Origin of the sequence: Brevibacterium sp. UBA7493 (genome assembly GCF_002479565.1) — a bacterium.
GTDB classification, from domain to species: domain Bacteria; phylum Actinomycetota; class Actinomycetes; order Actinomycetales; family Brevibacteriaceae; genus Brevibacterium; species Brevibacterium luteolum.
Window position 1 is genome coordinate 35,940 of the sequence record NZ_DLOD01000015.1, and the last position, 12,532, is coordinate 48,471.

10 protein-coding genes and 1 pseudogene are annotated in these 12,532 nt (G+C 68.4%); 8 read left to right on the plus strand and 3 right to left on the minus strand.

Features of this window, described 5'->3' with window-relative positions; all coding sequences use genetic code 11:
* The first annotated feature begins 22 nt into the window (after nucleotides 1-22).
* From B4E96_RS09085 to B4E96_RS13330, 6 genes are all read left to right on the plus strand, one after another.
* Nucleotides 23-901 (plus strand): class I SAM-dependent methyltransferase, encoded by an 879-nt coding sequence (locus B4E96_RS09085; protein ID WP_286957276.1) that lies wholly within the window; start codon nucleotides 23-25, stop codon nucleotides 899-901.
* Between the two features lie 214 nt (nucleotides 902-1,115).
* Nucleotides 1,116-2,087, plus strand: coding sequence for an endonuclease domain-containing protein (locus B4E96_RS09090; RefSeq protein WP_286957278.1), 972 nt, complete (start codon nucleotides 1,116-1,118; stop codon nucleotides 2,085-2,087).
* Between the two features lie 140 nt (nucleotides 2,088-2,227).
* On the plus strand, nucleotides 2,228-2,857 hold the full coding sequence (locus B4E96_RS09095) for a helix-turn-helix transcriptional regulator (RefSeq protein ID WP_259835735.1): 630 nt from the start codon (nucleotides 2,228-2,230) through the stop codon (nucleotides 2,855-2,857).
* Nucleotides 2,858-3,135: 278 nt separating this feature from the next.
* Complete coding sequence (locus B4E96_RS09100; RefSeq protein ID WP_286957279.1) at nucleotides 3,136-3,939, plus strand: VOC family protein; 804 nt, start codon at nucleotides 3,136-3,138, stop codon at nucleotides 3,937-3,939.
* Nucleotides 3,940-3,980: 41 nt separating this feature from the next.
* The gene (locus B4E96_RS09105) at nucleotides 3,981-4,316 is read left to right on the plus strand and encodes a VOC family protein (protein WP_286957280.1); all 336 of its coding nucleotides are present in this window, start codon (nucleotides 3,981-3,983) and stop codon (nucleotides 4,314-4,316) included.
* 155 nt (nucleotides 4,317-4,471) lie between these two features.
* Nucleotides 4,472-5,488 carry a VOC family protein gene (locus B4E96_RS13330; protein WP_349680653.1) on the plus strand — a complete coding sequence of 339 codons (1,017 nt, stop codon included), beginning with the start codon at nucleotides 4,472-4,474 and terminating at the stop codon, nucleotides 5,486-5,488.
* Nucleotides 5,489-7,218: 1,730 nt separating this feature from the next.
* On the opposite strand, the pseudogene B4E96_RS13335 reads toward B4E96_RS13330, so the two are convergent.
* Nucleotides 7,219-7,695, minus strand: a pseudogene (locus B4E96_RS13335) (DUF255 domain-containing protein); the annotation flags it as partial.
* A 90-nt stretch (nucleotides 7,696-7,785) separates the two neighbouring features.
* The gene (locus tag B4E96_RS09115; RefSeq protein ID WP_286957282.1) at nucleotides 7,786-9,102 is read right to left on the minus strand and encodes a C45 family autoproteolytic acyltransferase/hydolase; all 1,317 of its coding nucleotides are present in this window, start codon (nucleotides 9,100-9,102) and stop codon (nucleotides 7,786-7,788) included.
* A 339-nt stretch (nucleotides 9,103-9,441) separates the two neighbouring features.
* Here B4E96_RS09115 and B4E96_RS09120 point away from each other — a divergent pair, with 339 nt between their 5' ends.
* Nucleotides 9,442-10,380, plus strand: coding sequence for an ABC transporter substrate-binding protein (locus B4E96_RS09120; protein ID WP_286957283.1), 939 nt, complete (start codon nucleotides 9,442-9,444; stop codon nucleotides 10,378-10,380).
* Nucleotides 10,377-10,952, plus strand: a complete 576-nt coding sequence (locus B4E96_RS09125; protein ID WP_259835715.1) for a CDP-alcohol phosphatidyltransferase family protein — start codon at nucleotides 10,377-10,379, stop codon at nucleotides 10,950-10,952. The genes B4E96_RS09120 and B4E96_RS09125 overlap by 4 nt, the downstream gene beginning before the upstream one ends.
* Nucleotides 10,953-11,121: 169 nt before the next feature.
* Here B4E96_RS09125 and B4E96_RS09130 read toward each other — a convergent pair whose 3' ends face one another.
* Nucleotides 11,122-12,519 carry an immunoglobulin-like domain-containing protein gene (locus B4E96_RS09130; protein WP_286957284.1) on the minus strand — a complete coding sequence of 466 codons (1,398 nt, stop codon included), beginning with the start codon at nucleotides 12,517-12,519 and terminating at the stop codon, nucleotides 11,122-11,124.
* Between the last annotated feature and the right edge of the window lie 13 nt (nucleotides 12,520-12,532).

Below are 12,532 nucleotides of genomic sequence, written 5' to 3' on the forward strand. Positions count from 1 at the left end.
CGCCTGATTCTACAGTTCGATCATGATCGACTCGCAGCACTTCACCGACGCCGCCGCTGACTACTCCCGCCTCGCTCCGCACCTGTGGGATCGCATCGGCGCAGACGCCGTCGCGGCCGCCGACCCCCAACCCGGTGAGCGGGTTCTCGACGCATGCTCCGGGATCGGGTCCTCAGCACTGCCGGCAGCCGCTGCTGTGGGAGCGGGTGGCCAAGTCGATGCCGTCGACCTCGCTGGCGGCCTGCTCGATGTGCTGCACCAGCGAGCGAGCCAGCGCAGGCTGGGACAGGTGCGTGCACACCAAGCGGACGTGCTGGAGTTCGGGCAACCGGGTGAGTACGACCTCGTGCAGTGCGTCCTCGGAATCATGTTCTTCCCGGACTTCACAGCTGGGTCGCGACAGCTGGTGAACCGGCTGCGGCCGGGTGGGCGACTGATGCTGTCAGTGTGGGATCACGGGGTCATGGCCGACATCGGCATGCGGGCCTTCAGCTCGATCCAGCGGGTGAGAGACGAGAAGCTGCCCGACCCTGCGTACGCGAAGTTTGTCCGAAAGGATGACGAGCGCGGCGGTGAAGGCACCGCCGCCCACGCGGACGACGCCGGTCAGAAGACCGAACTCAGCTTCGACCAGATCGACACCCAGGACGCCTTCGGCCCGTGGATGGAAGATCTCGGCCTGACCGATGTGAGCGTCACCGTGCAGGAGCGGAGCCTGGAGCTCGATGACGAGCTTGCCTGGCTGGTCATCACCGGGTCAGGGTTCCGCAGCATGTTCTCCGGGATGAGCGGTGAGCAGGTTGAGGAGGTCCGGTCGGGCTTCCTCGCGGGCCTGAACCGCGATGGATTCACCTCGCTCAACACAAGCACACTCGTAGGAATCGGGCACCGGCCGGAGTAGATTTCGGCGGGACTCGCTGACTGCCAAAAGCTCGCTCATGGATTCAGCACTCAACGGCTATGAATCGGGCAAAACATAGTCGTTGACTGCAGAATTGAGCCCGCTCGATATTGCAGTCAACGTCGACAGGCAACGACGGGGACTCTGGAGAGCCGCCATCCACAGATTCGACCAGCCCATTCCAATCCCAATTGGAACCGATGAAGCTGTCCTCATGAGCACGCGAAACCGCTCCCAGCGTAAGAAAAGAGCGACCCTCCCTCGGTACGCAAACTACGGCTACCTCGTCCTACGGAACCTCAACGAGTATCGGCGCCGCCAGCTCGTTTCACGCTTCGGCAAGGGCATTTACGTTCACCCCGACGGGCCGGCGGAACTCAACATCCCCGAATGGGCAGGCGACGATTGGCATCGCACCTTCGAGATGGCAACGGCATTGGCAGTCGTGGCACCGCACGCGGTTGTCTCTCGACGCTCTGCGGCGGTTCTCCACGGACTCCCGCTTCGAGGACTCCGCAGCCAGCTGGAAGTCAGCGTTGAACAACCGGCCGCAGCTATTAGGCGCCCATGGGTCAGCTGTCGCCAGGTTGGAACGATCAAGCACCTCTCGGTTGCGACGTTCCGGCTCGCCACCATCAGACAGACCCTTCTCGACCTCGCCGGCCAGCTCGGCTTCCTCGAACTCGTCCAGTGCTTCGACGCTGTGCTCGGCCGCTGGCACGGCCCGCCCCAGCTCACACCAGTCGAGCTGTCGAGACTCATCGTCGGCACTCCGCGCTATCCCGGTCGCAAGCTCGCCATCGCGGCGCTCCACCGCGCCCGACCCGGAGTCGACTCGCCGCAGGAGACCCGCGTGCGCCTCAACCTCATCGACGCCGGCCTGCCCGAACCCGAGGTGTCTGTCAGCGTCGACAATCCCGCCACCGGCTACTACTACCTGCTCGACATGGCCTACCGGCGAGAGAAGGTCGCAGTCGAATACGACGGCGATCACCACCGTGACGACGAGGATCAGTACAACCGCGACATCACCCGCCTGCAGACACTGGAGCAGCTCGGCTGGACGGTCATCCGGGTCACCCGTCGCAGCGACATGAGCCGGGTCGTCCACGATGTTCGCGCCGCGCTCATCCGCCGGCGCCAGAAGTCCGCCGCCCACCCCACCCAGGCTGACCGCGCCAGCTGAACCCCAGCGGCCCCGCGCAGGCTTACCGCGCCAGCTGATCACCCACGGCGCACCCCAACCATCTGCATCCGCGGCTTGCCCCACCCCGCCATCAGAATCCACCGGTGACAAGCGCCCGCCCGGAGAGTACTGTCACAGATGTGAGCACCGACATGGCAGTGCGCGCCGCAGCCTTCGCCATGGAGCACCTTGCGGAGGACATCAGCGTCGCCGACATCGCCGACCACCTCGGCTACAGTCCCTTCCACTTCAACCGCACGTTCGCCGCCGCCATGCACACCCCGCCTGGCCGGTTCCTCGCCGCGCTGCGCTTCCATGCCGCCAAGAACCTGCTGCTGACCGGCAATGACGCCGTTGTCGATGTGTGCACGCAGGTCGGCTTCACCTCCCTGTCCTCCTTCAGCCGCCGGTTCCGCGAGGCCGTCGGCACCAGCCCGGCTGCCCTCCGCACGCTCGCCGACCAGGTCGCCGACTGCTCACCGGCCCCGTTCTCGATCGGCAATCCGAAGGCCGCGCACGCCACCATCGACATCGAGAGCCCGCCTGCTGGGCTGCGCCTGCCGCCGCTCATGTGGATCGGCTGGTTCCCGACACCAGCACCCATCGGGCTGCCGCGGGCCGGTGTGCTGTGCCGCGGCAAGCAGCGCATCCGCCTCCCCCTGTGCGCCGGCGCCCCGTGGCTGCTCGGCTTCAGCGTCGATGCCGCCGCCGAGGTGGTCGATCACCTGGCACCATCGGCCCCGTCGTCGCCAGCCACAGCACACCGGTGACCACAGCCCAGCACATCACGCTGACCTTCGGCCCGGCCCCGCAGCCGTCGGTTCCCATGCTGACGGCCCTGCCGGCACTGGCTCCGCCACACTGATCCTCCTCTGACCGGCACGACCGCAAGAATCCGATCCAGCACGACCGCAAGCATCTGATCCGCCACGACCGCCAGTATCTGACCGGCAAGACCGCAAAAACGGACACACATCACCACACTGCACCGTCATAGATTGGCATCACCCGGCCGTGACCGATGGCCCTACTGCGATTGGATTGCATCATGTCACCTCAGTACCGCACCGGCGCTCCCTGCTGGCTCGACCTCGGAACCCATGACCTCAACGGCTCCCTCGACTTCTACCGCGAGCTCTTCGGCTGGGAGTTCAACGACCTCGGCGCCGAAATGAACCATTACCACCTCATCACCGCAGATGGCAGCACCGTCGGCGGGCTGATGGATGTCTCCGGCATGACCTGCCCGGAAGGCGGCGAGATCCCCACGCGCTTCGACGTCTACCTCCACACCGACGACCTCGCCTCGACAGTCGCGAAGGCCCGCGAACGCGGCACCGTCTACATCGACCATGAGCAGGCGGGCGATGCCGGCTCGATGTCCGTCATGGCCGATCCGTCCGGCGCATGCCTGAACGCGTGGCAGCCGAACCAGATCACCGGCTTCGAGTTGCCGCTCAAGCACGGCACCCCGGTCTGGTTCGAATGCCGCAGCACCGACTTCGACGCCTCAGCCGACTTCTACCGCGAAGTCTTCGACTGGGCCGTCGTGGAGATGGACGGCATGCCGGAGGGCAACCCGCGCTATGCCACCAACGGCTCGGTCACCGGGACGCTGCCCGACGGCACCCAGTGCGAAGCCGTCTGCGGACTCGTCGACGCCGCCGCTTTGCCACCGGAGTTCCAGGAGTCGACGTGGTCGATCTTCTTCGGCTCAAAGGATCTCGTCGCGACGCTGGAGACCGCTCAGCGTCTTGGCGCCACCACCGGCGAGGTCGGCCAGTCGCCGTTCGGCCGCTTCTGCCAGGTCACCGACCCGCAGGGTGCCGACTTCATGCTCAACGAGCTGTGACCAGCCCGGCCGCCGCCACCCCATCACAGTAGGGAAACGCCATGACCTCCACCCTCCCGATCAGCCCATGCCTGTGGTTCGACTCGAATGCCAGGGCGGCGATGGAGCACTACGTCAGCGTCTTCCCCAACTCACGCATCGTCTCCATCACTGAATACCCCGATGAGTCCCTCAGCGAGCACTTCACTGGGATGCAGGGCAAAGTGCTCACCGGAGAGTTCGTCCTCAACGGGGTCTCGTTCATCTGTCTCGACGGCGGCCCCCTGTTCACATTCTCCGAGGCGATCTCCTTCACCGTCCAGTGCAAAGATCAAGACGAGATCGACTACTACTGGAACGCGCTGTCGCACGTGCCCGAATCCGAGCAGTGCGGCTGATGCAAGGACAGGTTCAGCCTCAGCTGGCAGATCGTACCGGCGAACATGTCCAAGCTCATGCGGACCGATGAGCAGATCCAGGCGATGATGCAGATGCACAAGCTCGACATCAGCGCCCTCGAAGCCGCAGGTCACGGCGTGTGAAAGAACTGCCCATGACTGCTGATTTCCGCTCCGGAGCACCGTGCTGGCTCGACCTCGGCTCACCGGATCCGGACCGCTCGCAGGACTTCTACCACCGTCTCTTCGGCTGGGAGTTCGCACCACCGGCCGGGCCCGACGAGTTCTCCATCATCACCTCTGCCGGCCACACTGTCGGCGGTTTCGTCGACACCCGCGGGATGACCGATCCTGACGGGCAGCCATGGCCGAGCAGCTTCGGGGGGTACGTGCGCTCCGATGACCTCGGCCGCACCGCCGAGCGCGCTCAGTCTTCCGGCGCCCAGCCGCACGAGGCCCCGAGCCTCGGCGAGGCCGGCGCTCTCATCTCCGTCGACGATCCCGGTGGCGCGACGGTCAACGTGTGGCAGCCGGGCACCATCACCGGTTTCGACCTGCCGCATACCCCTGGCACACCGGCCTGGTTCGAGTGCCGCAGCACCGCCTTCGACGCCGCCGCGGAGTTCTACCGCAATGTCTTCGACTGGGCGCTCGTCGATCGCACCGGCGCCGTCCACGGCGGCGCCCGCTATGTCACCAACGGCTCTCCGACCGGCACCTTGGACGACGGCACGCCCTGCCCGGTGGTGTGCGGACTCGCCGACGCGGCGGCGATGCCGGACCCGGAGCAGTCCTCCCGCTGGCTCACCTACTTCCACACCCCGAAGTCGAGACCGCCTGTGAGGCGGCCGAGCGCCTCGGCGCCAAGACCGGGGCGACCGGGAGCACACCGTTCGGGACGTTCGCCCATGTCACCGACCCGTGTGGTGCGGAGTTCGTGCTCAACGGCCAGTGACCGGCCGCTTGGCTTCGATTTCGTTCCGAGGCCGTGGTCGCCTCCCGGGTCCGCTCAGCTGCGCGGCGGGGAGAGCCGGTCGAGCTGCCGGGCGAGTGCTCGCTCGTCGGACAGCGGCGGCAGGCAGATGGCGTCCCGGCAGACTGTGGCCCCTGATTCGGGCACTGATCCGCCGGGACCTTCTGCGGCGATCTCAACGACGGCGACGAGCGGATAGCGGGCAGCGCGTTCGGCGAGCGTGCGGCTGGCGGTCGTGACGTGCACCATCCGGGATTCGAGGAGTTCGGACAGGTACAGCGCCCAGCCGCAGCCGCGCGGAGCCTCCTGGATGAGCGGACCGTAGACGCTCAGCAGCCCGTAGACGATGTCGCTGGCCTCAGCGCCGAGCTCTGCGGCGCCGCGCGGCCGCGGTTTCCCACCGGTCTCGGCCCGGTCGCCGCGCGCGCCTCCCCCAGACCGGCTTCCGCCGCCGGAGCGGTCGCCGTCACTGCAACGGTCGTCGCAGTCGTCCCCATCACCCTCGCGATCATTGGCGTCACCGGTCTCTCCGGCGCCGGGTTCCCGCCAGCCGATGGCCGGGACGATGAGCTCTGCCAGCAGCAGGAACAGCTCCGCTGCTGCGGTGCGGCCTGCCGGGGTGACGTTGTCGACCGGGTCGGAGGTGCTGATGCCGATGACCGGATCAGTGCCGTCGGTGCAGCGCATCGGCTCGCTGTTCGTGTCGATGAAGTGGGAGCGGATGTGCCGGGCGGCAGCGACGGCGATGCCGAGGTTGTCGCCGGCTGCATAGCGGCGACCGGCATCGAGGAGCTCGAGTGCGATCGCGGCCCGGCCCACACCTGCCCAGTCGGCCAGCCCGCCGGCATTGTCCCCCGGTTTCCCTGCCGCAGAGCTGCGCGGCAGCCGGCCGGCCGTCAGGTCGGCGGTGGCCAGCAGGGCGGTGAACACCTCGCGCGCGGTGTCAGCATAGTCGGGTTCAGCGAAGACGAGCGAGGCTTCGGCCAGGGCCGTGACGGCGAGCGCGTTCCACTCGGTGACGGTCTTGTCATCGACGTGGGGGAAGGCGCGTTCGGCGCGCATGTCGAGGAGCAGCTGCCGGTCGGCAGCGACCTGCTCACCCTCCCACGGTGGGGTCTGACCAGTCTGGTCGTCGGTGAGCCAGTCGAGGATCACCGGGGCTGTGATGACGCTGCGGCCCTCGACGCTGCCGGCGGCGGTGAAGAAGCTGCCGGTGGGGAAGGCGTCCTGCATGTCGGCGGCGGCGACGGTGTAGTAGGCGCCTTCGACTGACCGGCCGTGGTCGTCGAGCGAATCGGCGTCGATGGCTGCGGCGAAGGTGCCCTCAGGTGTCAGTGTGGTGCGCAGATAGGCGATGGTCTCGCGGGCTTCGCGGGCAGCCAGGGCCGCGTACCGGGAGGCGAGCTGAGCACCGGCTCCTCCCCCGTCGGCCAGCCACTGCTCGAGCCGGAACCAGGCGGTGGTCGCGCGGATGTAGAGGGCGTTGTCGTAGAGCATCTTCTCGAAGTGCGGCACATGCCACTGGCCGTCGACACTGTATCGGGCGATGCCGCCTTCGACCTGATCGCGCATCCCGCCGGCGGCGATGTGGGACATGGTCGTGCGCACCATGCGCAGCGCCCGCGCCCCGCTTCCTGCATCAGCGCCGCTCCCAGCATCTGCGGCGCTCCCTGCATCAGCCCCACTGCCGGAATCGCCACCGCCGCCAGCGTCCCCAACCCCGACCCGCGCGATGTGGGTGATGAGCTGGATGACCGTCATGAGCGGCGGGAACTTCGGGGCGGGTCCGAATCCGCCGGTGCGCGCGTCGAAGGACCCTTCGAGCATCTCGACGGCGGCGGCGAGCTCCTCGGCGCCCGGCGCCTCGGCGGCGGTGCCGGCAGGCAGACTCGCGGCGACCTTCTCGTGCACGCTCGCCAGCGCATCGGTCAGGTGAGAGGCGATCCCGTCGACGCGGTCGCGTTCGGTCTTCCACGTCTCGGTCACCGCCGAGAGCACCTGCCGGAAGGCCGGCTGGCCGGGTCTGGGCCGCGGCGGGAAATAGGTGCCGGTGAAGAAGGGCCGGCCGTCGTGGTCGGCGATGACGGTCATCGGCCAGCCGCCGGCCCCGCGCATCGCCTGCAAGGCGTCCATGTAGTAGGCGTCGACGGTCGGCAGCTCCTCGCGGTCGACCTTGATGCTGACGTAGTCGGCGTTGAGCTGGGCGGCGGTGTCCGGATCGGCGAATGATTCGGCGGCCATGACGTGGCACCAGTGGCAGGTCGAGTAGCCGATCGAGACGAGCACCGGCACATCGCGGGACCGGGCCTCGTCGAAGGCCTCGGCACACCACGGCCACCAGTCGACGGGATTGTCGGCGTGCTGGCGCAGGTACGGGCTGCTGGCGTCGCGAAGTCTGTTGACCACAGCGGGCTTCCTTCCCTTCTCCGGCCGGTCACGGCCGGTCGCTGGGACTGCGGCGTCCCGGAGCTTCAGTGTCTTACGACGGCCTACCGCTCACCCGACCTCGAAGGTCACCCGGCGTGCGCCCTCGGACGGTCCCGAGGCGCCGGGCGCGTCGGTGCCGAACAGCTCGCGTGGGCTGCCCGGGGACATCCGAATGGTCCCGGCGTTCGGGTCGATGGCGACGGTGACGAGAGTGGCGGTGCGCCGTCCGAACGGCGCGTGCACATCCGCGCTCGTGCACACCGGAGCATCACCGTCGCCGGTGCACATGAGGGTAAGCAGATCATCGGCACCCGGGTGCGGCCCGCCGACAGCTGAGGTGGTGGCGGCGAAGCCGCGCAGCCTCTCGTCGAGCAGGCTGATGCGCTCCTCGGAGTGGCTCGTCGCCGACAGCGGCAGGGCGCCGTCCTGCTGATCAGGCGCGATGAAGTGGTTGGTGTGGATGAGGAATCCTCCACTGGCGGTGATCCCCCGGTCTCCGCCGCCGGGCCCGTCCGGGAACCGTCCAGAGTTCGGGGCAGGGGTGCGGGGGCCGATAGGCTCACCGTCGAGGGCGACGACCTCGCTGTCGTGGCGCAGCCGGGACGTGCCGTGCGGGCTGATCTCGACCATGACGGCGTCATCGCAGCCGACGACGGTGATGACCGAGGACGAGGTGGTGTGGGCGGAGTCGATGATGTCGAGAGCTTCCTCGACGCTGCGCGCCCGGTCGAGCACCCCGGCGAGCAGCGCGTGGACGGGCACTCCGCCGGCTGCGTCGTCGCGGTTCTTGAGGATGTTGAGCATCACGCCGACGCCGGCGGAGTTGAGCCCGATCTTTCCGAGCATCCCGTATTCGGCGAACCCGGCGTGCGACAGGCCCGTCTCCCCGCATGGGCTGACCTGCTGGTAGTGCCAGTAGCCGGCGAACTCGGCGTGCCAGTCCCAGGTCTGCACGCCGAGGGTGCGGCCAGGTGCGGCGTAGGCGATCGTCGAGCATTCCGGGGTCGGTTCGACAGCCAGGGTGAGGATCTCGGTGCGGGCGGCGACCAGGCCCACATGCCACAGCTGAAGCGGCTGACCGTCGAACGTCGCGCCGGCTGCGGCGGCACCGGCGGCCACCCCGCGCAGCTCCTCGACCTGACGGGCATCCCACGCCTCGAGCGCGGTGAGCGAGGCTTCGGCGGCATCCTGCTGAGACCGGGGCGGGATCTGCCCTGCGGTGAAGAGCGCCGAATACCCGGCCGCAGCGCGGGCGATGTCAGCCGCGGCTGCCTGCCCGCGCGCATAGCCCCGCTCCCGAGGCTCCTCGCCGGTGATCGTGAGCGTGGCCGGATCGACGTCGGCAGGTGGGGTCAGGGGTTCGGTGAAGGGCAGGGAGGCGTCCATAAGCTCATAGTTTCAGCGGGCGTCGAGCCTGGTCAAGGGTGCGTCTCAGCTGCAGTGCGGCGGCCCAGCATGCCGCCATGTGCCTGCGCCGCTGCAGCCGCGCGGCCGGTTCAGGAGCGGGTGACGAGCTGGCGGGCGCACTGTCCGCTGGGTTCGTCGAAGCGGGCAGGTGCGGGCAGGCGACGGAAGCCGATGCGTCGCATGCCGCCAGTCCAGCGTCGATCCCTGTCGGGATGCGGCCAGCGAGCGTCCATCTCCCCTCGCTAGACTCGATGCCGAAGCCCTCCCGGCAGCCATCCACCCTCACCCTCCCGGCACGAAAGGACAGGTGCCCAGACCATGGTCCCCCTGCCTCGGCGGCGGTTTCTGACCGCAGCCGGACTCACCGCCTCGGCGGCAGCTGGGGCTCTGCTGTCCGGGTGCGGACTCACCGAGCCGATCATCCGGGCCCCGCAGGAGGAGAAGCCGGAGCCGGGCACGCTGGTGCGGGTGGGATCGCAGTCGTACTACTCGAATATCGTCATCGCAGAGATCTTCGCCCAGGTGCTCGAGGACGCCGGCGCGGAGGTGGAGCGGAAGTTCGAGCTGGGTCAGCGGGAGGACTATCTGCCGCAGTTCATGGCCGGCGGACTCGAGGTGTTCCCGGAGTACGGCGGGCACCTGCTGCAGTACTTCAAACCTGACATCCGCGAGGTCGACACCGCCCAGATCCAACTGGCGCTGCAGTCGGCACTGCCGACGAACATGCGTGTGCTCGCTCCTGCTGAGGCGGCTGACCATGAGTGCTTCGTCATCCGCCGCGAGTATGGTCAGGAGCATCGGCTCGTCGACATCGGCGAGCTGCGCGACATCGACGAGCCGGTCAAGGTCGCCGCCGGCGCCCACGTCCGGCACCGCCCGTACGGACCGCGCGGGCTGGAGGACGCCTACGAGGTCACAGCCGAGTACATCGACACGATCCCCGGTGACACGCTGGCAGCCCGCGACATGCTCGCCACAGGCGAGGTGCTGGCGGCGCTCATTCCGGCAGCCGACCCCGCGCTTGAAAGCGACGAGCTGCAGGTGCTGGCCGATCCGCGCAAGCTCGTCCTCGCCCAGCTCGTCACCCCGCTGGTCGTGCCCAGCCTGCACCCGCACTTCACCGAGGCGCTGGCCCGAGCGGCGCTGCGCCTCGACATCGCCGAGCTCCAGCAGCTCAATCGGCGCAGCCACTACGGCACACGCGAGGCTGCGCCGATCGCCCGCGACTGGCTGGTGGAGAAGGACCTGACCTCATGAGACCGGCCCGCCGCGAGGTGCTCACTCTGCCCAACGTCATCTCGGTCATCCGGCTGGTGGTGCTCGTCCCGATCGTCATCTGGCTCATGCGCGAACCCGACGACCGGATCCTCGCAACCATCGCGCTGGCGGTGTTCGGGGCGACGGACTGGATCGACGGGTTCATCGCCCGCCGCTGGAACATGGCCTCCCGCGTCGGCGCGGTTCTCGACCCGGTCGCCGACCGGCTGGGCATCGCGTTCATCTGCGCGGCGATGTCGGTCTTCGGGATCCTGCCGGTGTGGATGCTGCTCGTCATCGTGCTCACGGACTTCGGCCTCGGCCTCGTCGGCGCAACCCGCATGCACGCCACCCAGGACTCCCATGTCACCTGGCTGGGCAAGATCCGCACCGCACTCATCATGACCGGGCTGCCGCTGCTGCTGCTCGGCAGCGCCCCGAAGCTGGCTGACACCCCGATTGAGCCGATCGCGCTCGTGCTGCTGAGCACCGGCGTCGTCCTCCACCTCGCCGCCGGCATCCACTACGCGCTCATGCTCATCCGGCTCGGCCGGCAGCGTCCGGCAGCGTGAGCTCCGGGCCCGACGCGCTGCTCACCGATCCCCAGGCGGTGCTCACCGGGCCCGAGGCGGTGGCCGGCTGAGGCGCCCAGACAGCAGAACGCGGCCGCACCGGTGGGTGCGGCCGCGTGTCTGTCTGCCGTGGCTGAGCTTGTGACTCAGGCTGGTGGCTGACGGGTCATCAGCTCAGGCTCGTCCTGCGGCGGGCAAGGGCGAAGACGCCGGCGCCGAGTGCCACGAGGCCGCCGCCAGCGGCGAGCGCCCAGCCGATGTCGCTGCCGGTGCGCGGCAGCTCACGACCGTCGGAGTCGCGGTCACGGTCGTCGCGCTCGCCGTCGCCGTCCCGGTCACCGCCGCCCTGGCCGTCATCGTCCTTGCCGTTGTCATCCCGGCCATCATCGTCGGATCCGTCGTCATCGCCGTCATCTGCGGCGACAACGGTGAACCGGCCGGTCAGATCGTCTCCGCCTTCGCAGCGGACGGTGACGTCGTAGCTGCCGACGTAGGCCTCCGGGGTCTCGGCGTTCTCGCCGTAGATGGCGAACGCGGCCGCACCGGTCTCATCGGCGGTCGCCGTGTCGGTGAACGCGGTGACGCCTGAGCCCTCCGGTTCGACGGTAACGGTTGCGGTGCTGCCGGACGTGCAGCCTCGGGCGACGATCTCGACGGCACCGTCCTTGACGAAGTCGGCGGCGGTGATCGTCTCCGGGGTGACGGTCAGCTCGCGCACGCTGTCAGTCGGGTCGTCACTCGGGTCGGTGGGATCTTCGCTCGGCTCGCTCGGATCGTCCGAGGGATCCGTCGGGTCGTCCGTCGGCTCACCGGTGGGATCGTCCGTCGGCTTCTCGGTCGGGTCGTCGCCGGCGGCCACGGTGATCGTGCGCGTGGCCTTGGCCTCATTGCCCGAGGAGTCGGTGACCGTGTAGCTCAGCTCGTAGTCTCCCGGGGTCGAGGTGTCGACCTCACCGGTGACGGTGATGTCGCTGACGGTCACGTCGCTGCAGGCGTCTGAGACCTCGACGCCGGCCATCGGATCGAAGTCGGCTCCGAGGCGCACGGTCGTGTCACCCGGGTGGGTGATCGTCGGGGCCGATTTGTCCTTGACGAGCTCGACCTTGTCGACCTGATCGCCGGTGTGCGTCATCGTCGTCGAGGTGATCGAGCATTCCTTGACGTCGACGTTGGTGAACTGCGGAGTGTAGTTCTGGCTGTTCGTGTGCTTCCACGGCACCAGTCCGTCCGGCACGAGCTCGTAGTACTTCGAGCCCGAGGAGGAGTTCGCGGTGATGTAGATGACCTGGCCGTCCTTGGGGTGGACGATGTCGTGGCCGTCGTCTGGGTTGGCGTCCGGGGTTGCCGCGTATTCGGCTGCTGCGCCTGCACCGTCGCCTTCGGGCAGCACCGGTGTGGTGCCGTCCATGAGGTGGGTGCGGGTGTAGCTGTGGTCGTGGCCGGCGAGCACGAGGTCGATGTCGAGGTCCTTGACGATCGGCGCGATGCCCTCGCGCAGGCCCTTGGTCGTCAGCGACTGCGAGTGTGTGGCACCGGAGGAGAAGATCGAGCGGTGGAACGTCAGCACCGTCCAGTGGGTG